Genomic DNA, 20,841 nt, shown 5'->3' with positions numbered 1-20,841 from the left:
TTATCGTTATCGATAATGATAACAGAATGGAGTGAAAAAATCATGCAATTACACTTTGGAGTAAATGAAATTTCAGAAATTGATTGGGGATTCTTTTTGCCAATTATAATTCCTTTTTTTCTTGTAACACTTTTATTAATAATGATTGCCTTAATTGATTTATATCGTCATAGATCCACGAGACAAAATGTGTTTCTTTGGACATTGTTAATAATCTTCTTTAATACTATTGGACCTATTTTATATTTTGTGATTGGCAGAAGGGACGTAAATGAACATGCGATTAGAAATAAATAATATTACTAAAAGGTTTAAACATAAAACAGCTGTTCATCATTTTTCAATGGAGATGTATTCAAACGAATGTGTAGGTCTAATCGGTCCAAACGGTGCTGGTAAATCTACCCTAATACAAATCATTGCAGATATTCTAAATGCTGATGAAGGTAATATTTTGCTAGATGGAAAAAAAATCTCTACGAAAAAAAATCAGATCGGTTATTTACCGCAGTATCCTAATTTTTTCTCATGGATGACTGCTTATGAAACCTTACTATTTATGGGGACATTATCAGGTATTGCTAAAAATATATTGCAACAAGATATACCTCTTATTTTAGAGAAGGTAGGACTAGCAAATGAGTCTCAAACTAAGGTAGGGATATTTTCAGGTGGAATGAAGCAGCGGTTAGGTATTGCACAAGCCCTCCTACATAAGCCAACAATAATAATCATGGACGAACCTGTATCTGCACTTGACCCAATAGGGAGAAGAGAAGTTTTGAATTTGATGAAAGAAATAAAAAAGGATACGACAATATTATTATCCACACATATCCTGGGAGATGCAGAAGAAATCTGTGAACGATTTGTTGTCATAAAAAACGGTCAGAAAATTGAAGATGCAACAAAATCAGATTTACTAAATCGAAATCAGGAAAGCGCTATATACATAGCTATTCCAAAAGAAAATTTTAAATGGTTACAAAAAGTTGACCAGTTTCCTTATGTTAAGAAGATAGTCAGCTATGAAGACGGGTTTAAAATATTCGTAAATGAACCAGAAGTAAATGCGTCTCAATTATTACAATTTGGTTTGGATGAAAAAGTTTGTTTTACAAAATTTGAGATAGGGATTAAAGAGAGTCTTGAAGAAATATTTTTATCATTGGTGGTGGATGTATGAATACGTTTATAGCATTAAGTAAAAAGGAAATCAATCAAATGATTAGCGAATATAAAATTATATGGCTACCAATAGTTTTTGTCCTGTTAGGGCTTACTCAACCGATTATGATGTATTATTTGCCACTTATTTTAGAAACCCTTGGTGGAGTGGAGGGCATTATTATTGACCCTACAATGACAAAACCTATGGGTAGTGAAGTACTTGCTTCGACTCTTAACTCACAGTTTGATCAGTTAGGGATTATTGTTCTGGTAGTTGCTGTAATGAGTGTGATTCAATCTGAGAAAGCAAATGGAATGCTGGCATTTATTTTGACGAGACCAGTTTCTATCTCCTCTTATATAGGAAGTAAAATATTCACCCATTATTTGTTGGCAGTTCTTTGTATTGCAATTGGTTACACCGTGTCCTACGGTTATACTGTTTACTTATTTACGCCGATTCCTATTTCGCAAACGATTTTAGCGTTTGTTCTATATAGTATTTGGGTGTTATTTGTCATTACATTTGTAGCCATGATGAGTACATTTTTTACTAGCCCTGCGTTTATCGCATTGATAAGTATTGTTTTTCTTTTAATAAGCCGTTTATGTGCAGGTTTAAACCCAATAATAGATACTTTTAATCCGGCAAGTATGAGTCTTCGAGCTACAAGCATTCTTATAACAGGTGATCTGGGTGCTAGTTGGACAATTGATATTATAGCAACACTCCTCATCATTTTTGTAATGATGTCTATAATGCGTTACTGGATTGCCAAAAAGAAGTTTTAATAAATTCGGGAGAGTACAACAGTGAAGGAAGGTAGGCGTAAGTGCTAACTATTCTAAATTTAACCAAAAAGTTTGGTAAACAGGAAGTTTTAAAAGGCGTAGATTTACAAGTGAAAAAAGGAGAAATTTTAGGATTTGTTGGTGCTAATGGTGCTGGGAAGACAACCACATTACATTGTATCACGGGGTTGGAAGAGCAAGACGGTGGAAATATAGTGATAAATAATATACCGAAAACTCATGAAACAATATTTAAAAAGCAGTTTTATTTTATTCCGGATACATTTCATGTCTTTAAAAATATTTCTGCATACGATTGGATACATTTTGTTTTAAAGCTATATGAAAAATTAGATGAAGAAAAGTTAGATTACTATATAAAGGCATTTGAAATGCAAAAGAGTATTTATAAACCAATGGGAACTTATTCCTATGGAATGCTCCACAAAATGGCTTTGATAGCAGCTTTCACGATTAGTCCACCTATTATCATAATGGATGAACCATTAAATGGTTTAGATCCTTTTGCTGTGCTTGTCTTTAAAAATTGCTTGAAGGATTATGTGGAGAATGGAGGAACCGTGATATTTTCTACTCATTTACTGGATGTTGTAGAGAAAATCTGCGAATCCATAGCATTTTTAAAAGAGGGTAGGATCGTATTGCATGAGTCTGTAGAGAGTTTGCTACTAGAAGGAAATTTAGAAACTACTTTTATGGAGATACAAGCAAATGAAGTTTAATTTTCAACTAGTGAGATTTTTTATTGCTTCGAGCTATTCAAAGCCCCAGCAGCTACCTATATATATTATGTTAATCATAGCTATATTTTATTTAGCTTCACAGTACCTAGGGGTTAATATAATGATTTACTTTTTAGGAACTTCTAAAGAATATTTGTTTTTCAATCTATTTATTTCCATGGCATTAACTTATCTATTGACAGCTTATTTTGCCGTTTCAGTTGTATTTAATCAGCGTGATTTTAATATCTTATCTAGTCTTCCTATTTCACCAAAACAAATAGTTAAAGCAAAAATTATAAGTGGGCTTGCTTTTCCTATAATTATAGTTGGAACGTTACAAATACCAATTTATTTTTTTTTGTTTTATAAATATGAGATATGGGAAATTGTTCGAGCGGTGATTATTTTAACTCTTATAAATGTAATGACAGCATTATTTCTTTTATTTATATTGTCTTTTTCTAACCGTTTTAGAAGACTATACTCAAGTTCCTTATTGTACTTCGTGACAAATACATTATTAGTCGTACTAATTGGAGTAAGCCCAATTATGTATTTCTTTGAAATAATAAATACTGATATAATGAGTCTTCAATTCTCATCTATGTCCGACATAATCACTACTTTATCAAGTTCGCTTAAAATGTACTATAGTTTTTCAATTCAAGAGCCACTTATAAAAGTTATAGTAACTCCACTCTTATTCAAAGTTAGCATGATAGATTTTCTCGTTATAGTCAGTAGTCTAATGGTAATCTGCGTGCTCTTTTTCATCTCTACAGTAAAGAATACAGCTGTTAACTATTACAAAAATGGGTTGCTAGAAAATAGTGTAGAAAATAGTGTAGAAAATATGCCTAAGGTTAAGATATACAAAACGGAAAATATTTGGTCATATTACTTACAAAGAGAGTGGTGGATTATTCAATCAGAGCCATATTTTAAATTGCAAGTGATTTTAAGTTTGTTTTTAGCTCCACTATTCACCTTTATCTTTCTCATTGTAGCTCAGATGGATTTATTGAAGACGGGGTGGCTAATCGACAAAGAACTTTATATATTTGGATATATGATTTTGTTTGTAAGCTGTGTGAACAATATTAGTGGTACGCCATATTCGAGAGAGGGAAAGAATTATGCTTTTAGTATTGTACTTCCTTTAGATCGCCGAATGGTTTTTCTTTCAAAAGTTGCAACTTCCTCGTTTATTAGTATCGCTTCCGTTGTAATCAGCTATATTATTTACCTGTTGTTTGGAAGAACCGATATTCTCAGCCTGTTGCTATTATTTATTACATTAGTCTTAATCATTTGTTATAACTTACTGTCTCCTATTCATGATATGCGACATCCATTAGTAAACTGGAAAACACCATCAGAAGCTGTAAAATCGAATCCTAATGTTTTAATCAGCCTAGTATCTGGTTCTCCAATATTAATTTTTATTGCCATCTGTCATGTCTGGCTACTCGTGTTAAATGTTTCTCAATGGATAGTGGCGATTATCATTGCACTCTTAACAGTAGCAATTACAATGTTCACATTTATAAAGGTAATGCGCTCTATTTAAATATGAAAGGAAGGAGAGAAATGAATGTAACTTTAGACCCGACCAGCAAGATTCCTCTTTATCAACAGCTTGCTCAGCGACTCATATTAGAAATGGCTAAAGGGAATTTGAAAAATGGCAATCGATTACCATCTATTAGAGACTTGGCAATACAAGCAAATATTAATCTACATACCGTTCATAAAAGCTACAAAGAACTTCAGAATAAAGGTTTGATAGAAGTGAAGCCTAAATCTAAAGCTTTTGTTTTCACTGGAAAATCAAGTCCTCCAAAAGAAAGTAAACTGTATCATATCACTTCTAATCTGGAATTTCTTTTAGCAGAAGCATGTGTAATAGGATAGATAAAGAAGAGTTACAACAATTATTCAATCAAATCATTCAAAAATATTCTATTTCATAACATATTTTTTCGTAAGTTTTATAGCAGAAAATAATCCCTATCCTTCTTATCGTTTTTATGCGTTAAGACAGATAGGGATTTATTAATGAGTAAAGAGCTCATCTCAATGAATAAAAAAGTGGTTTCCCCTTTACATTGGTGGCAAAAAATAGCAAAACAGTCTCTAGTCATTGGACGATAATCTACTATATAATATATGTACAAAAGATAAATTGGAACGGAGAAAATTTCTTGACACATATTCTGGTAGTAATAATGGCAGGGGCAATAAGTTTGTTTCTTAGCTTATATATACGAGTCAAAGCTAAGGATGCTCCAGGAGTAAAGCCGTATATTTTAGTTACATTACTGTCATCGATTTTCACTTTTGCTTATGCCTTTGAATTAGCAAGTACCTCTTTAAAGGAAATGAAGTTTTGGCTTGGTGTAGAATATCTTGCCATGCCTTTCATACCTGTATATGTTCTTTTTATGTGTTTAGAGTATGTAGGACGCAAAATAAAAACATGGAACTATGCTCTTTTCATCATTCCCATCACTACTATATTTATGATGCAAACGAATGACCTTCATCATCTTTATTATAAATCTATGAACATTAATAATGAAGGACCATTCCCATTGTTAAAGCTAGAATGGGGGCCTTGGTTTTATATTCACGCCGTTTTCCTATTTGTATGCTTAACTCTATCTGTCTTCGTATTGCTACGAGAATACCGTAAATCTTTATTTTTGTTTCGTATGCAAATATTATTGATGGTTGCAGGTTTTATTTCCCCAATAATAGCGAATTATTTTTATTTAAACGACTGGAGCAAAGGTATTGATCTTGGTCCTATTTCTTTGAGTATCGCTTTTATTTTTCATGGCGTGGCTCTTATATCCTTACAAATGTTCAATGTCGCTCCGATTGCTAGGGAGAGTGTATTTGAAAGTTTAAAGGAAGGAGTAATTGTTTTAAATCAAAATAAGGTGATAGTTGACTACAATAAGGCTGCATTATTTTTAATCCCTCAGTTGAGTAACCATCATATCGGTAAATCGATAGCAGATGTCATCGATGACCCTATACTGAAAGGAAAATTAGATGAGGAATTAGAGTTCGATTATACTAGCTTACTAGAGGATCGAGCTATTCACTTTCGGATTAATTTTACAGAAGTGAAGAATAAAAATGGAGTACAGGTTGGTAAGATTATTACCTTTATGAATGTTACGGAAAAAGTGCAAATGGAAGCGAAACTAAAACAATTAGCAAGCCTAGATGGCCTAACACAGGTGTTGAATCGAACATTTTTTATGAAAAAATCTGAAATGCTATTTGATGATTTAATGTTGGATGGAGGGAATATATCTATTGTAATGTTTGACATTGATTATTTTAAAAGGGTAAATGACACATATGGACACGAGGCTGGAGATATAGTCTTGACTAGAGTCACAAGTATAGTAAAGGAAAAATTACGTTCTGTAGACTATATGGGTCGTTATGGTGGAGAGGAGTTCATTATTTGTATGCCTGAAACTACATTAATGGAGGCCACTAATAGAGCGAATATAATTCGACAAGCAGTTGCAGAAAGTTTAACGACTTTTAATAAAGTGGAAATTCAAGTGACATCAAGTTTTGGGGTATCCCATGCACTTTTGGAAGTAGGAGAGGAAAGTTACTCCATTCAACAATTAATAAGAGAAGCCGATCAAGCGTTATATGCTGCCAAGCATAAAGGTAGAAACTGTGTAGAGTATTACAGTACAGATGAACTTTTGCTGCAAATTTAATGAATATAACTTTTTAAAATTGAGTGCAAGTGAGTAAACAGATGGTCTGTTTGCTCTTTTTTTCTTTGTAAAGAACCAAGCGCATATGTATTTATTTAAGCTATCGGAATAGATTTTTATACAAAAAATAAGGAAAAAGTCTTGTGTGTGATTAATACAAAAGATTTAAATGTACAGAAAACTAATGCTCCTTCTGAATTATTTTAAGAGAAAAGGCAATTTAACTCTTTACGTTTCTTTGTAATAAATGGAATATTATACCTAACGAAAGGTTACTAGAGGAGGAGAAAGTATGTCTAGTAGTAGGGGAATATTGTATAATAAAGAAAACAGGCAATCCTTCCTTGTGCCCAGTATGTGGAGTGGTTGCCTATGAAAATATTAGACGTAGACTTACTTCAAGTTGGGCTAAAACGAAATATGGCTATGCTGGAGCGCCTGAAAACCGAGATAGAGAATATAGAAAGAACAGTAAGCGGCTTAGTTGAAATGGACGAACTGTTAAAGGGAGAGGGAGGCTATGCTATACGCGACTTCTATGCAGAATGTCACCTGCCCTTTCTACAATTCTTCCAGCTGTTTTCAGACACCTATGGGCAGACACTTCAACAAATAGAGTCTGCACTACAATCACTGGAGCCAGATTCGGCTGGATACATAATGCAAGAATTTCTAGAGGGAGAGCTGGAACAGGGTCTAACACTTATCGGTAACCTGACAGAAGCCCTCACGAATGAGGCTAACAGTATCATGGATAGTGTCAGTGATATCGTGTCCTTGCCGCATCTCGATGACAGTGCTGTCCAAGAGGGTGTTATTACTTCCAAAAAGAAGCGGGATGACACCGTTCAACAGTTGAATGAGTTCGATTACTCTCAGACAGTATCATTAAATCCTGTGGAGCAAGATATCCAGACGATGGACATATGGCTAACGGATATAGAAGGAATGTTTCAAAGCGGTCTAACCGATGTCCATTTTCAGTCGCCTCAGTGGAGGGTGAACCCATCAAGGAAAAGACTGGTATGGGAACTTGCAACTCGAGAGTCTGTTCTTCCAAAGCTAAAAAAATACGCTTTAACCGAGGAACTTTCCAGTATGCTTCAAACTTATCTCGAAGGGGTTTCTCCCATATCGTTTGGACTTGGTGGGCAGATTTCCAGTCCAAATGTCTTTATAGGTCCTGCCCTGAATAGGATGAGTACCGGGAATCAATTTAATTTAAGTCATTTGAAGAATATCTTAATTCCTTCCGTGGAACAGTTGGTTAGTGCTACAGAGGCCGAAACACTCATCAGTAAAGCAGTCGATGAAAAACAAGTCTTTGACGATTACGTTAGCTTCCCAGAAGTGAGCACCATCCAAGGGAAATACTATACATCACCGGATGGCAGAATCTTGCGTCAATACTATGGGAAGACAGGAGCCTACGAGTATAAATATGTCAACAGCATTCCGGAAGATCAGCTCGGCGATTCCAAAACGTTAGAAGATATATTCCCCGCAATAACAGTGATGGATGAATTTTTAGTAGGAGACATCATCACCATGGTAGAGAACCCTTCACCTGGACCCATTGCGGAGGCAGCATTATTTACAGTTGTCAAACCACTTAAAATAATAGATAAGATTAATGATGGCTTCAAAGATGGGAAAAAGATAGAAAAGATTGATGGTAAGGGTACGGGTAAAGAAACTTATCAACATCTAAAGGACTATAAGAATAATAAATATTTTACTCGAAGTGTAGAGTATAATGCAGGTAAGGATGGCACAGGATTTACTTATAAAGTATATCAAAGAGGAGATATTGATTGGGATATGGTCCGAACAAAAGGGGCTAAAAAAGGTCGCGGGTTAACAAATGCTGAAGCATCTGCGAAACACGGTCTTGCTCCTATTCTTGATGATGCAGGTAGTGTTGCAACATTGCATCATTCACAACAAAAAGGTGTTGGACCTTTATATGAAGCTTCAACTAGGTACCATAATATCAGTAATGCTAAAAGAGCTCCACTACATCCTTATAAAGGAAAGTTAAATCCGTTTTATCCAATGGATGAAACAAATAGAGGAGCATTTCAAAAAGTAGATTCTATTAATTATTGGAAAACACGAGGAGAAGAAGCTTTAGGAGGAAAATAATATGAGTATTTTGCCTGGTAGACTAGATGAAGTTCTTGGAGAAGAAATATATAAACGTGATGATAGAAATCTAGTGAAGGATGCTTTAATAAGGCTAGGTGTAGACGTATCAGTTACTTTCCAAGAATTTTATAATCAGTATGCAGGACCTTTTTGGGAAGAGCATGTACCCTTTGAATTACTAGATATATCAGATGAAGAAAATAATATTGAATCATACACACTTATTTCTAGAAAAGAACATGGTTTTCCGAAGCAGTATCTGGTTTTAAGTGAAATGTCAGCTAATGCTGTATTAGTTCTGGAGACTGTAACTGATAAAGTTTATATAGTTAATTTTGAGGGTGGAGATGAAATGCTTTTAAAAGGGGAGTTAAAGGAAACTTGGTCATCGTTTTTTGAGTTCTTGAAGGCTTATTTTAATTGTTAATCATCGTTCAATAAAACATAATTCATATATACTTAAAACCTTGATTGGTAATACGCTTTCAAGGTTTTTTGTAAACAAACATAGTAAGAATAGTTAAATTGACATTTAGATAAAACTACCAAACATAATACTCGCTCTATATTTTCGCATGTGATGACAAAGCTCGATTTGATAAAGGAGGGTACATAAGTGAGTGGAATAATGATTATTGAGTGGGACTAAACGGAAATAGTAGGTTTCAGAATCGAGAGCTCCTGAAGGCTGTACCATTAGTTACTTTAATACGGGGATAACTAGAAAAGTACGAAAATTGGGCGAGATGACATTTTAAGTAGTAAGGGTTGTATAACATGGAATAACTAATAAACTACGAGAATGACAAAGTTCGTGGATATAAACAAGGATATAATAGTTTTTAAATTGTATACAGTTAAAGATATCCTTGAATTTGAAATAATAACTCTTGAAGGCTAGACCATCAAGGAGTGCTATTTTAACAATAAAGCAATAAAGCAATAAAAGCGAGAATAGGCGAGATGACAAATTTATTTACAAGGACCACTTTTGGATGGCATAAGCAACAAACACACGAGATTAAACAAGCTAACGGGTTTAAACGTTACACTTGCTAAGTGTTATAAAGATGTCATACTGTCAATATAAAAATAACTTATAAAACTTGCACATATTAATAAACTTAAAAAATCTATAATCTTAAAGCACTTGATTGTCTATAACAGGCGACAAGTGCTTTTTGGCATGTTTAAATACGTAAATTGAAAAGATTACAATTATTTAATTAGTGTTCTAAGTGTTAAATTTTATATAAGTACTAGCATACAAGGGGAAGAAAAAGGATATAGTTTAGCGTATCAAGTAGAAGAAATTGAAAGGTATTGTGACGAAAATAAGCTCCAAATACTTCACATATATGAAGATAGAGGGTTCAGCGGAGCGACAGTTGATGAGGATAGATTAACAATTGAGCGAGAAGGCTTGCAAAAGCTATTAGCAGATATAGAATACCATCAAGTGAGCCAAGTAATTGTACTGAATACGTCGCGCTTGTGGCGCTCAGATATGGCAAAAGTATTGATACAACGAGAGTTGAAAAAATATAACGTAGATGTTAAAGCGATTGAGCAGCCAAATTACAGCATATACACACATGAACCAAATAATTTTTTAGTGAATGGCATGTTAGAGCTGTTAGATCAGTATCAAAGGCTCGAAATTGCATTAAAGTTGAGTAGAGGTAGAAAGAAAAAAGCTGAACAAGGTGGATATGCAGGTGGCGGTGTCATGTTTGGTTATACAGTACAGAAAAGCAAAAAGTATTAGAAGTGAATACAGAGAAAGCAATAGTTGTACGGAGGCTTTTTGACTTTCTCTGTTCGATGACCTTCCAAGTTGAGCTGTTCCGCCAATTGAGACAGTGACCAATGCTTAAAAAAATGTCTTAATTAGATGAAATAAAGTTTGAAAATAAACCTTCTGCTTTTTCAACGATTTTACTAGATATTTATAACATATTAAAAATGGGTTGAAACCAATTTTTGGTTTAGAAGATGTTGGGGGCTATGGAAGGGCATTGTCACAGTTTTTAACCGACCATGGACAGGTTGTAAAAGAAGTAAATCCAGCACTTTCATATGCTGAACGAAAAAGTCATATGACGACACAAAAAAGTGACAGTTGGGATGCAGAATGTGTAGCCAGAATTTTGGTGAACAAACTAGACCAGTTACCAGACGCTAAACCGCAGGATTTGTTTTGGTCGATACAACAACTGGTCACTAGAAGAAATGCATTAGTAAAGGCACAAGGTACTTTAAAAAACCAACTACATATTCAATTAAGCCACCACTATCCAAGCTATAAGAAGTTTTTCTCAGAGGTTGATGGAAAAACAGCATTGGCATTTTGGGAACGATATCCGTCTCCACCTTGTTTAGAGGGTGCAAGTGTTAAGCAATTGACCACTTTTTTATTAGAAGCCAGTCACAATACATGTTCGGTGAAAAAAGCGAGTGAAATTTTAAAGCTGTTTAAAGAGGATGGAAACACAATAAAAGAACACCAAGAAATACGAGATTTTCTAGTGAGAAGCATTGTTCGAGACATTTTTTTAAAAAGCAGGAAATACGCTATGCAGAACGAGAATTAAAAGGGTTAATGAATTTACTAGACTTTCAACTTGACTCTATCCCAGGAATTGAACTCGTAACGGCTTCTGCATTAATTGCAGAAATAGGTGATGTACGCCGTTTTCCGAAGGCCAACAAATTAGCACGATTTGCGGCATTGCGCCGGTTTACTTTGGTTCTGGTGGGAAAGGAAGGGAACAAAAAAGCAAGCAGGGAAATCGGGCGCTACACGCTTTATTTTACAACTTAGCCGTACAGCAAGTACAAGTGGCAAAAGGAAGTAAGCTACCAAGGAATCCAGTATTCCATGAATACTATCAACGGAAGCTAAAAGAAGGCAAAACAAAGGGACAAGCATTGGTTTGTATCATGAGAAGGCTTGTAAACATTATATACGGCATGATGAAGCACAAAACAGCCTATGAATTGCCGATAATAAAAGAGGAAGAAGTAGTTTAATAAGGTTTAAGAGAGATTGTTTTTTTATTAGCGGATTTTAAGATTACAACATAGGGTACGGGTGAACTTAATAAGGATTTAGCAAAAGCTTATCTTAGGGATATAGAGGGTAAAACTGGACGAAAGGTTAATAAAGAGCAGATTCATCTTATAAAAGAAGCCTTGAGAACCAAAAACTATGAAAAATTGACACCAAAAGAGACAGCTAAGCATAGAAGCAAATTTACTTCGAGCTTGAAAGATAAATTGATTGCAGAATGGGAAGAAAAAACCAAACAAAAATGGCCAAGATATACAGAAGAAGTGCTTGATAAGAATGGAGAGGTTGCTCGGAGTATCGGTCAACCGTATGATGCCCATCATATCATAGAGAACAACTTTGGTGGCCCTCATGAGTGGTGGAATATTCATCCAGCAAAATATCCTAACGAACACCAAGCAGGGATACATGGAAAGGGAGCTCCATCAGGTAAACTATTTCCAAGGAGGTTAAATAGCAAATGGCTGATTTTGAATTTATTAATGAGCTAGAAAATAAAATTTATAAGGTACCTGAAGATGATATTTTAAAAGCTGAACAAAGAATGGATATCAGTTTTCCAAATGATTTAAAACAGTTATATTTAGAAGTTGGTTATGGTTTTATTAAAGGTCAAAGTGCTAATGCAATAAATAGAATATTGGGACCAGGGGCTGTAGCAGATATTAGATTAAGAGAAGGTATTTTTGAATTTGACCCAGATTTAGATGAAATTTTTAATGATGAAGATAAACTTGTTTTCTTTGAAGTAAACGAGAGTGTTTATATTTCAATAGATTTACAATTAGTTAATAATCCAATATATTATTTCGATATTCAAATAGCTGAATCGTTAGAGGATTTTTTTAAAAAGTTCCTCAATAATAATGAATATTATATAGATTTAATTGAGGATTAGGCGTAATTGGAAGAAGAAGTAAAAACCAATTGACCTTGATTGGCTATGAAATGCCTTTCAAGGTTTTTTACTTTATTTGAATCAACTACTCTTAAGTAGAGAAAAAGAAAATGATTTAATTGAAAATCGAAAGCTCATGATGGTTGTACCTTCAAGGAGTATCGTTATGATACTTGGCAGAACTAAATAAGTAAGAGAAATGGGCGAGATGACATTTTATATAGGAGGGGTAGTTATGATATGGAATGAGCTGATAAACTAACGAGATTGACAAAGCTCGTGGCGATAAACAATAAGTAACGTGAAAGAGCGTTCTTTTACTGACTTTGGCTCATTAATTTTGGGTTGTATTTTTACTAGAGACGGTCTTATAATACTCGCTATTCGTTAAAAAGCGTTACATAAATTGTGATTTTTGTAACGGGAGGGTGAAAAATTGAAGGTTGTCGGGTATATAAGAGTCTCAACTCAAGGGCAAGCTAGAGCTAGAGAAGATAATAGAATTGTGGACAGAGGAGATAAATAGCACTGTTGAGTAAATGGTTAAAACCTTGAATGGCATTATGCTTTCAATGTTTCTTTTTTTTATGGGGCTAGCTACCCAGTGCCGAATAACTCCGATTTATTCAGAGGAAAAGTGATAATACTTGTAAGCCATTTATAATGTTTTAACAATTTATAAAGTACGTACTACACTTATAAACCGTATAACCTATTTAATGTATTATACCTATTTACAAAATTATTCAGGTTCAGCATCAGGTTCAAGATGGACTGCACAGATAAAAATCGGAAATAAACAGTTAAAATCAGACGAAACATGGACAAAAAATCAGTCTTTAAATGAGGTTCATATTCCAGTGAAAGGTAAATAAAATATGGATATAAATGAATTTATGAATCTACCTGATAGAATTCCAACTGGAATACTAATATCAATGTTTCAAAACGCATTATATCAATTTAGAAATAATGAAATTGAAAAGGATAGTTTTTTATTAATCCTTAGTCAACTAACAGACAGGCAAGTTATGACATACGAGTTATTAATAAGTGATATACGAAATGATATTGATAGAACACTCTCTAGATTATGGAATACAGATTCCTATGATGATGTAGATATTATTCTTTCTATTGTAGTAAATCTTGGTCTAGAAATTTGCTTTAATAAAATAAAAGAGTCCTTGGAACAGTATAAGAGTTGATTCTAGTTATACAATCAATGATATCAAGAGTGATACAAACTCAAAATTTGATGATTTAGATTTGAATCATGCTTCAAATAAACAAAAGGGCAATTATGGGGAATACAAAGCATATGATAATCTTATAAATAATGAGAGCTTGAAAAAAGCCGGTTACGATTTGGAGCGTATAGGAAATGTAGCACCAACTTCACCGAATGATAGAATTATTAAAGGAATTGATGGATAAAAATAATAATACTAAAAGTGTTGTAAAGTATGTTATTGACGAAGCAAAATTTGGTACTTCACAATTAGGAACAACCAAACTAGAGGGTCACCAGATGTTGAATGATTGGTTGTTAGGTATTGGTTCGGGAAAAAGCAGAATATCAAAAGCGGTTAATGGAGATGATAAATTAGCTACAGAAATTTCGAATGCATTAGAAAATGGTCAAATTGAAAGAGTTTTATCCAAAGTTAATTCAAAAGGAGAGACAATTACATTTCGTTTGGATTCAGAAGGAAAAATTGTAGGAACTTGGCCATAATTGAAAACACAATACGAGGTGGAATTTAATGAGGGATTTGCTATGTAATTTAGAATATTTAAAGGAAACAATTGACTTTAAAGAGAAAGTAATTAAAGAAAAAAATATCAAAATAGAAGAATTAAAACAAGATATACAAAAAAATATTCAAAAATACCCATTGGATAACGAACAAATTATATTTAATACAAGATCTTCATTGTTTCAGATATATACTGAATTGATACGGGCCAAGTACTCATTAGGAAGAGCATGTGCTGATTTAGAAGAAGAGTATCTAGAATCACTCATACTGCTAGAGTATATTGGATATAAAAAAGTGCGTTATATTAATTTTATTTGGATGGTTGCTTTAGGAATACTCCTGGAAACTGACAAAGAAAACATAGATAGGTTAGCAAAGATTGCAGATGGTGAACAGGTAGACGATGTTCTATTGGATTTCTTGTTATATTCATATAAAATTGAGCGAAAGATAAAATCTACACAATTTGAATTGAAAAACCCTTATGCTAAGTCATTAGAAATTATTGAGCTAGGTTTCAGAAATAAAGTAGTAGCATCTACGAGACTAGAAAAATATATCGAAAAAGAATGGTTTCAAGGACACTATAGTTATGGTTGGAAGAACTCGCATAAAGAGCCAGGTTATCTTGGCTTTTGGAGTTTTGAAACTGCAGCCCTAGCGAAAATTCTGGAGTTAGATGACAGTCCACTAAAAGCAAATAACCATTATCCGTACGACTTAGCCCATTACAAAAAGGACATTGTATTTAATATTGGACCGTTAAAACAGGTAGGAAAAGATGAATAGTCACTAATAGAAGAAGATTATCCTTTCAAGATTGAAGCTAATCGTAATTTAGAACAAATTATACCTAAAAACTATCATCAAATTGTCAAACAAATAATCAATGACTATAACAATATTTCCTCTGCAGAATTTTGGATTAAATATAATCTGAAAGATATTTGGTTTGAGGAAGAAGAATTTGTTCGGGATAATAACAAAAAAGATTTACTTGGTACATTAATCGTTTTTGCCCTCGTGAATCAAGGATACATTTTACAGCTTGATTATAAAGAAGAAGTAGAAGATTATTTAGATGAAATACCTAATGACTGACACAGACAGGATGTGAAATTAGTAAGATTAGAAATGGATAAGGATCAAGATTACTATATGTATGTTCCAGTAACAGTTCAATTGAAACATCTCTTTGAAGTAAAAATAATTAATGAAATATAGTAATCTTAACATGGGAGTGTTGAAAACGATTTTTCTTAAGCGTTTTCTAACACTCCTTCTTTCTTAAATGCACTTTTCCAAGTTCCCTTCAATCTGAAGAAGATATATTCCCCGCAATAAAAGTGATGGATGAATTTTTAGTAGGAGACATCATCACCATGGTAGAGGACCCTTCACCAGGGCCCATTGCGGAGGCAGCGTTATTTACAGTTGTCAAACCACTTAAAATAATAGATAAGATTAATGATGGCTTCAAAGATGGGAAAAAGATAGAAAAGATTGATGGTAAGGGTACGGATAATGCTAAAAGGCCAGGGGGATATCTAAAGGGAGATGTTGATGAACATGGCTATTTAAGTCCTGGGGTTAATCGCGCAACAGGAAATAAAAATATTGCTTCAGATAATCGAATACAGTCTCACCATCCAATACAAAATGAATGGGCGAATAGATGGGCTAGAGAGGGAGGATTTGATTATAACGAAAAGAAAGCTTCCGCAATACTTCTCCCTTCAAGCTCGGGCCAATCCCATGCTAATTTCTTCTATGCAGAGGAAACGGAGAAAAACTGAGGGCTTTAATACAGATTTACGTTATGAATTTAATGAGAGCTATAGGGAAATGATTGAGGCAGGAGTTGATCCAAAAACTGCCCGTAAAGCAATGGGAGATGCATACAAATATTTTGATAGTTTAGGAGGATTTGTCAAATGATTAATTTATCCAAGGTTTCAGACTTGGCAAAAAATACAGCAGCAAGTGATATTGAAATACAAGAAGTAGAAAATCTATTAAAATTAGAATTACCGAATGTATACAAGGATTTATTAAGATATACAAATGGGTTTTCAATAGGAGGTGGGTTGGTTATTTATGGTACGGAAGATATAGTGGAAAGAAATGAAACTTGGGAAGTAGATGAGTATGCAAGTGGGTTTATTGCAATCGGTGACGATGGTGGAGGAAATGTTTTTCTAATGCTTCAAGATGCGGATGAAAAAGAGGTATTAGTTATTGATTCTGGGGATATGAACCCAAGCCATGCTAATTTAGTTACCTCGGATTTTAACAAATGGGTGAATAGTGGGTGTTTAAATGAAATAGTACAGAAAACAAGTATTGAGATTCCTAATACTTGTAATATTTTGTTAGTAAAACCTCCAAATGAAGGCTTAAAAGATTTAATAAAAATAAAGAACGTATTAGGAATTGAGATTTCAACAGGAGATTTGCTTAAGGGCTCAAAAAATCCTCCATTTATATTAGTAGAAAGATTTCCATATGGTAAGGCGAAAAAACTAATGGAAAAATTAGGGTCAACTAGTACGGTGCTGAGTATAGAACCTATTCGACACTGACTATCCTTTTCGGGGCCGTAATAAAACATAAAACACTCTATTATGCAGCCAATTGACGGTATTGAACCGGCGATTGGCTGTTTAGTTTCGTATGTATTATGGATTATAAGAGTAATAATGGCTTCAAAGATGGGAAAAAGATAGAAAAGATTGATGGTAAGGGTACGGATAAATATCAAGTTGGAGCATATAAAGATATTAAAGGAGTAGAAGGACTTGATGCCCATCATGCAGGACAGAAGGCAGCAATGAAGAAATTAGTAGATAATTATGATTTAAATGCTGGACCTGCAATTAATGTTCCAAAGGTGGGGCACACCATTAAAGGGCCTAATGGAATAGTTTCAAGAAGTACAAAAGGAATAGATAATCCCAGACAGTTATTGGTAAAGATATTAGCGAACTTAGAAGAGTATATGATGACATACCGAATTCTGCTTTAAAAGAACTTATTGAATTAAACAAAAAAATGTATCCGGAAATGAGGAAATAAAATGAATGATATTTTTGTTAAATCACTTTATGAGTCTATCGTTAATGAGAACCTTCAACTATACAAAGACTTGTATGAAACAACGATTGTTACTTCTAAAACAGATGATTATTGGAAAAGAGCTATTGGTTTTTACGATAGTTTAACTGACGAAAATAAAGATATATTAATGAATATAATTGAGCAAACTATGATTGATACTATTTCAAACATGCTAGGAGTAATTGATGGAAGCTCAACTTTAAACAATTGTTCGTTAGAACCTAAATTATTGCTTGACTCTATTGATACAGAGGGAGAATTGCAAGATTTATTTTTAGAATTAAGAAAGAGATAGTAACAACTAAATGAAATTTATATAACAAAAGATTGCTTGAAGAGAAAAATTTAAATAACTTAAATGAATTCACAACTTTGATTGGCTCAAAGCTTTTCAAGGTTTTTTATTTTAATTTATTAACTCAGCTGATATTTGAGTGAGTAAATAAGAGAATGATATGATTGAGAATCAGAGCTCACGAATGTTGTAACATCATGAAGTTTGGTTTTAATACTAGGATAGTGTGACAAGTAAGATAATTAGATTTCACATCCATACACTCCACCCCCAATTATTAAATAATTCAGGATATAATTCTCTATTCTTTCTAATCGTATTTAAAAGCCCGCTCTTATTTCAGGAGTGTAGACACCATCCTTCATGTATATCCTTCTTGCGTCTAATGTATCATGAGTAAGGGCATCACGGTAACTTAGGTTTAAAGTTTATCGCCACGAGCTTTGTCATTCTCTAGTTTTTTAGCCATTCCATGTCATAACTAACCCTGTCATGTAAAATATCATCTCGTCAATTAAAGATAGTCTACACAAATAGACTTTTACAATCTCCAAAAGAAGTATCCTCATTTGAAGAAGCATTAGGTAATCTCATTGGTTTAGGAGATATATCAGTTATTACAGGATTATGTATGGGATTTGATGATGATACCGAACAATATGAAATAATGTTCGGATTAGTACATGGCATAGAGCATCTCTATAGAGAAAATATTGAAGAAGGATTATATTTAATCGCTTTAGCTGTCCCTAGTGTTATTGATAGGGCAAGAGAATGGATGGAAGTTTTACATTACAGAATTTGGCGATAATAAGACTGCACAAGAATTACTTGATAAGTTTGCAGGGAAAGGAACCACTGTCACCAAAAATAAAGAGAGAGTGGACTTTGGTAAGCCAATAGGTAAATACTATGACACTGTGACTGGACAATATATAGAGACTAATAGAGAATGATACACCATAGAAAGGATGGTGCTCATATAGTACCAGCAAAACCATCAGAATAAAATAAGAAAGAGGATGTCTATGGAAGCAGATTCTTTATTTAAAACATTAATAGAGTATGAAGGTGTAGAGATCATAATAGAGTGGAACAGTGGATTAAGAATTGAAGGCAAAACAGACACATTTTTTGAGACAGACAATGGATTAGATGAGGATGATTCCGAGTACGCAGAATATTATGCAACTGCATTTCAAGTAAATCATATTTTATCCCATCCTTCTACTAACGAAGGCAGTGTATATAATTGATTGAAACAAGAAAAAAGTTCATTGGCACATGGTGACCTTTTTCGAGTTCTCCTCTTCTAACCAACGCTTGATAGTCTAATCTTGCTTCCTTTAGTTCTTTTCCCTTTACTATCGTAGATTCATCAGGGTTAGGATACCAATCTGGCTTAGTTTCGTGTAATTTTTACTTCACAGAGATGTTTCAATTGAACTGTTACTGGAACATACATATAGTAATCTTGATCGTTATCCATTTCTAATCTTACTAATTTCAGATCCTGTCTGTGCCAGTCATTAGGTATTTCATATAATAATCATTTTCAATTTGCTTCTCACAAATATCAGCTATATTAATGTAAATTAAAGAAACAACCTTGAAAGGCATTTAACCAATCAAGGTAAAAGTAAGGTTTATCTTTTGGTGGAGAGAATGTAAGTTTAAATATTAAAAAGACAGGAGAATTGACTATTCGTCGAGAACAAATTGATGATTTAAATTTGGATTTTTATTATGAAATGGGTTATGGTAAAGAAAATGCTAAAATACTGAAAATGCATGAGAATGAGAAGGGGATTATTGTATTTGGTAATAATCCTCAACATACTGAAGTTACTGTTTTTCAAAATAAAGTTTTGAAATGGCAAAAAGAAAATGGCAAGAGATAATTCAATGAAAGGAGGTGCATCTATGGGAGTAACGGGAAATCTTATGAATAGTATATGGTTTGGAGAAAAAACAACTTTAGTCAAATCAGAAATTAAAGAAAAAATTTTAAATTCTATAACAGAAAAGGAAGTTTTATTTAATTTAATTGAATTATTTAAAACAGGTGATTTTACTCAAAAACCATTATTGTTCCAATTAATGAATCAGACTAGAGATGAATCGGTTTTGAATTTATGTATTAGGATGTTCTTAGCTGTTGGGTCACATGATGATTTAAGGGATTCAAATAATCTACGTTTTCTTAGTGAGGTAACCGAAGAAACAGTAAACACTTTTGCATCAGCAGCCACAACATCACTTTCTCTTGATATAATTCCATATTTATTGGCTTTACTTGAAGAATGGGCTGAAATCAGTGATACAGCTATTATTATAAGGGATTCTATTGATTTTTTTATTAATTTTGAGGAAGAAATTGGTGAAGATGCAACTATAGATGAAGTTGGAAATTTTTATTTTAATTATTGTGAGGAAATGGATACAGAGAGTTATTATTTCCAACAAAAATTAGCTTTTCCTGGCGACTTAGCTAAAAAGTTGATAGAGCGGGTTATGATTGCTGCGAATAATGAGGAGCCATTAAAAATGGAGTTAATACCTTCTTTATTATCAATTTGGTCTGGTGAAAAAGTACCTGGAGACTACAATACTGTCATTAATGCGAGCAATTATAAAGAATTTATTGGCTATATAGACAGACTTTCAAGTGAAAACTGGGAAAAAGGACAAAAATATTTTTATGGATATAAGCTTTAAGTATAACATGTAAAAATAAAGTATATGTGAAGTGAATAGGAAAATGATAGGGTGATTGGAAATACGTACTTCACGATGGTTGTATCAACCCGGAGTATCCCGGGAAATAATAAACTTGAAAAAGAAGTACGAGCTTAGGCGAGATGACATTTTATATGGCAGCGGGACTTATAACAGGGAATTGACTGTAAAGTAACGAGATTGTACCTGCTCGTGGAAATAAACATTTGGTTATGATATGAAACCTCAAGATTATCTTTTATACAGAAAAAGATATCATTGATTTTGAATTAAAATTCATGAAGGTTATACCATTATTTTAATATTACGGCAATTAGAGCGAGAATAGGCGAGATGACATTTTGC

At 33.4% G+C, this 20,841-nt stretch carries 21 protein-coding genes and 5 pseudogenes; all 26 read left to right on the top strand.

Annotated elements, in window-relative coordinates:
• Positions 1-42 precede the first annotated feature (42 nt).
• The 26 genes and pseudogenes from H9650_RS00480 to imm47 all read left to right on the top strand — a co-directional run bounded on the left by H9650_RS00480 (position 43) and on the right by imm47 (position 20,475).
• The gene (locus H9650_RS00480) at positions 43-297 is read left to right on the top strand and encodes a PLD nuclease N-terminal domain-containing protein (RefSeq protein WP_191696341.1); all 255 of its coding nucleotides are present in this window, start codon (positions 43-45) and stop codon (positions 295-297) included.
• On the top strand, positions 278-1,186 hold the full coding sequence (locus tag H9650_RS00475) for an ABC transporter ATP-binding protein (protein ID WP_191696682.1): 909 nt from the start codon (positions 278-280) through the stop codon (positions 1,184-1,186). Before H9650_RS00480 ends, H9650_RS00475 begins: the two co-directional genes overlap by 20 nt.
• Positions 1,183-1,962 (top strand): hypothetical protein, encoded by a 780-nt coding sequence (locus H9650_RS00470; RefSeq protein ID WP_191696340.1) that lies wholly within the window; start codon positions 1,183-1,185, stop codon positions 1,960-1,962. The genes H9650_RS00475 and H9650_RS00470 overlap by 4 nt, the downstream gene beginning before the upstream one ends.
• Before the next feature lie 41 nt (positions 1,963-2,003).
• Positions 2,004-2,705 carry an ABC transporter ATP-binding protein gene (locus H9650_RS00465; protein ID WP_191696339.1) on the top strand — a complete coding sequence of 234 codons (702 nt, stop codon included), beginning with the start codon at positions 2,004-2,006 and terminating at the stop codon, positions 2,703-2,705.
• A 121-nt stretch (positions 2,706-2,826) separates the two neighbouring features.
• Positions 2,827-4,278 carry a hypothetical protein gene (locus tag H9650_RS00460; RefSeq protein ID WP_191696338.1) on the top strand — a complete coding sequence of 484 codons (1,452 nt, stop codon included), beginning with the start codon at positions 2,827-2,829 and terminating at the stop codon, positions 4,276-4,278.
• Between the two features lie 20 nt (positions 4,279-4,298).
• On the top strand, positions 4,299-4,622 hold the full coding sequence (locus H9650_RS00455; RefSeq protein WP_225215850.1) for a GntR family transcriptional regulator: 324 nt from the start codon (positions 4,299-4,301) through the stop codon (positions 4,620-4,622).
• 290 nt (positions 4,623-4,912) lie between these two features.
• Positions 4,913-6,463, top strand: coding sequence for a histidine kinase N-terminal 7TM domain-containing diguanylate cyclase (locus tag H9650_RS00450; RefSeq protein ID WP_225215849.1), 1,551 nt, complete (start codon positions 4,913-4,915; stop codon positions 6,461-6,463).
• Between the two features lie 372 nt (positions 6,464-6,835).
• Positions 6,836-8,608 carry a ribonuclease YeeF family protein gene (locus H9650_RS00445; RefSeq protein ID WP_191696337.1) on the top strand — a complete coding sequence of 591 codons (1,773 nt, stop codon included), beginning with the start codon at positions 6,836-6,838 and terminating at the stop codon, positions 8,606-8,608.
• 1 nt (position 8,609) lies between these two features.
• Entirely contained in the window at positions 8,610-9,038 is a 429-nt protein-coding gene (locus tag H9650_RS00440) for an SMI1/KNR4 family protein (protein WP_191696336.1), read from the top strand.
• 798 nt (positions 9,039-9,836) lie between these two features.
• Positions 9,837-10,423: pseudogene (locus tag H9650_RS00435) on the top strand (recombinase family protein); the annotation flags it as partial.
• A 78-nt stretch (positions 10,424-10,501) separates the two neighbouring features.
• Positions 10,502-11,644 (top strand): annotated as a pseudogene (locus tag H9650_RS00430) (IS110 family transposase); the annotation flags it as partial.
• Positions 11,645-11,806: 162 nt separating this feature from the next.
• Positions 11,807-12,175 carry an HNH endonuclease gene (locus H9650_RS00425; protein ID WP_191696335.1) on the top strand — a complete coding sequence of 123 codons (369 nt, stop codon included), beginning with the start codon at positions 11,807-11,809 and terminating at the stop codon, positions 12,173-12,175.
• Complete coding sequence (locus tag H9650_RS00420) at positions 12,145-12,582, top strand: SMI1/KNR4 family protein (RefSeq protein WP_191696334.1); 438 nt, start codon at positions 12,145-12,147, stop codon at positions 12,580-12,582. Before H9650_RS00425 ends, H9650_RS00420 begins: the two co-directional genes overlap by 31 nt.
• Positions 12,583-13,478: 896 nt before the next feature.
• A complete protein-coding gene (locus tag H9650_RS00415) occupies positions 13,479-13,790 on the top strand; it encodes a hypothetical protein (protein ID WP_191696333.1) in 312 nt (103 codons plus the stop codon).
• Positions 13,791-13,851: 61 nt separating this feature from the next.
• Positions 13,852-14,019: a hypothetical protein gene (locus tag H9650_RS20345; RefSeq protein ID WP_225215848.1), complete on the top strand. Its 168-nt coding sequence runs from the start codon at positions 13,852-13,854 to the stop codon at positions 14,017-14,019.
• Entirely contained in the window at positions 14,012-14,320 is a 309-nt protein-coding gene (locus H9650_RS00410) for a hypothetical protein (protein ID WP_225215847.1), read from the top strand. Before H9650_RS20345 ends, H9650_RS00410 begins: the two co-directional genes overlap by 8 nt.
• Before the next feature lie 28 nt (positions 14,321-14,348).
• Entirely contained in the window at positions 14,349-15,134 is a 786-nt protein-coding gene (locus tag H9650_RS20340; RefSeq protein WP_225215846.1) for a PoNe immunity protein domain-containing protein, read from the top strand.
• A 560-nt stretch (positions 15,135-15,694) separates the two neighbouring features.
• Positions 15,695-16,283: pseudogene (locus H9650_RS00400) on the top strand (hypothetical protein).
• Positions 16,280-16,927, top strand: coding sequence for an SMI1/KNR4 family protein (locus tag H9650_RS00390; protein ID WP_191696330.1), 648 nt, complete (start codon positions 16,280-16,282; stop codon positions 16,925-16,927). Before H9650_RS00400 ends, H9650_RS00390 begins: the two are co-directional and overlap by 4 nt.
• A 98-nt stretch (positions 16,928-17,025) precedes the next feature.
• Complete coding sequence (locus H9650_RS00385; protein ID WP_225215845.1) at positions 17,026-17,370, top strand: hypothetical protein; 345 nt, start codon at positions 17,026-17,028, stop codon at positions 17,368-17,370.
• 51 nt (positions 17,371-17,421) lie between these two features.
• Positions 17,422-17,757, top strand: coding sequence for a transposase (locus tag H9650_RS00380; RefSeq protein WP_225215844.1), 336 nt, complete (start codon positions 17,422-17,424; stop codon positions 17,755-17,757).
• 487 nt (positions 17,758-18,244) lie between these two features.
• A complete protein-coding gene (locus H9650_RS00375; RefSeq protein WP_191696680.1) occupies positions 18,245-18,568 on the top strand; it encodes an Imm30 family immunity protein in 324 nt (107 codons plus the stop codon).
• Positions 18,558-18,766 (top strand): annotated as a pseudogene (locus H9650_RS00370) (polymorphic toxin type 50 domain-containing protein); the annotation flags it as partial. The gene H9650_RS00375 and the pseudogene H9650_RS00370, both read left to right, overlap by 11 nt.
• 19 nt (positions 18,767-18,785) lie before the next feature.
• Positions 18,786-19,010 (top strand): annotated as a pseudogene (locus H9650_RS00365) (hypothetical protein); the annotation flags it as partial.
• Between the two features lie 444 nt (positions 19,011-19,454).
• A complete protein-coding gene (locus H9650_RS00360) occupies positions 19,455-19,658 on the top strand; it encodes a hypothetical protein (RefSeq protein ID WP_151110378.1) in 204 nt (67 codons plus the stop codon).
• Positions 19,659-19,680: 22 nt separating this feature from the next.
• Positions 19,681-20,475, top strand: coding sequence for an Imm47 family immunity protein (gene imm47, locus H9650_RS00355; RefSeq protein ID WP_191696329.1), 795 nt, complete (start codon positions 19,681-19,683; stop codon positions 20,473-20,475).
• Positions 20,476-20,841 lie beyond the last annotated feature (366 nt).

The sequence above is a fragment of the Psychrobacillus faecigallinarum genome (assembly GCF_014836595.1).
In the GTDB taxonomy this organism is placed as follows: Bacteria; Bacillota; Bacilli; order Bacillales_A; family Planococcaceae; genus Psychrobacillus; species Psychrobacillus faecigallinarum.
Note: the sequence above shows the minus strand (reverse complement) of the source record. Positions and strands in the feature narration are given on the sequence as shown.

Bases quoted from the DNA above. Each gene is read 5' to 3' on its own strand.
- H9650_RS00415 (WP_191696333.1), top strand. From the start codon at position 13,479: ATGAATCTACCTGATAGAATTCCAACTGGAATACTAATATCAATGTTT.
- H9650_RS00445 (WP_191696337.1), top strand. From the start codon at position 6,836: ATGAAAATATTAGACGTAGACTTACTTCAAGTTGGGCTAAAACGAAAT.
- H9650_RS00470 (WP_191696340.1), top strand. From the start codon at position 1,183: ATGAATACGTTTATAGCATTAAGTAAAAAGGAAATCAATCAAATGATT.
- H9650_RS00385 (WP_225215845.1), top strand. From the start codon at position 17,026: ATGGATTATAAGAGTAATAATGGCTTCAAAGATGGGAAAAAGATAGAA.
- imm47 (WP_191696329.1), top strand. From the start codon at position 19,681: ATGGGAGTAACGGGAAATCTTATGAATAGTATATGGTTTGGAGAAAAA.
- H9650_RS00440 (WP_191696336.1), top strand. From the start codon at position 8,610: ATGAGTATTTTGCCTGGTAGACTAGATGAAGTTCTTGGAGAAGAAATA.
- H9650_RS00460 (WP_191696338.1), top strand. From the start codon at position 2,827: ATGATTTACTTTTTAGGAACTTCTAAAGAATATTTGTTTTTCAATCTA.
- H9650_RS00475 (WP_191696682.1), top strand. From the start codon at position 278: ATGCGATTAGAAATAAATAATATTACTAAAAGGTTTAAACATAAAACA.
- H9650_RS00455 (WP_225215850.1), top strand. From the start codon at position 4,299: ATGAATGTAACTTTAGACCCGACCAGCAAGATTCCTCTTTATCAACAG.
- H9650_RS00420 (WP_191696334.1), top strand. From the start codon at position 12,145: ATGGCTGATTTTGAATTTATTAATGAGCTAGAAAATAAAATTTATAAG.
- H9650_RS20340 (WP_225215846.1), top strand. From the start codon at position 14,349: ATGAGGGATTTGCTATGTAATTTAGAATATTTAAAGGAAACAATTGAC.
- H9650_RS00390 (WP_191696330.1), top strand. From the start codon at position 16,280: ATGATTAATTTATCCAAGGTTTCAGACTTGGCAAAAAATACAGCAGCA.
- H9650_RS00480 (WP_191696341.1), top strand. From the start codon at position 43: ATGCAATTACACTTTGGAGTAAATGAAATTTCAGAAATTGATTGGGGA.
- H9650_RS00410 (WP_225215847.1), top strand. From the start codon at position 14,012: ATGGATAAAAATAATAATACTAAAAGTGTTGTAAAGTATGTTATTGAC.
- H9650_RS00380 (WP_225215844.1), top strand. From the start codon at position 17,422: ATGAATGATATTTTTGTTAAATCACTTTATGAGTCTATCGTTAATGAG.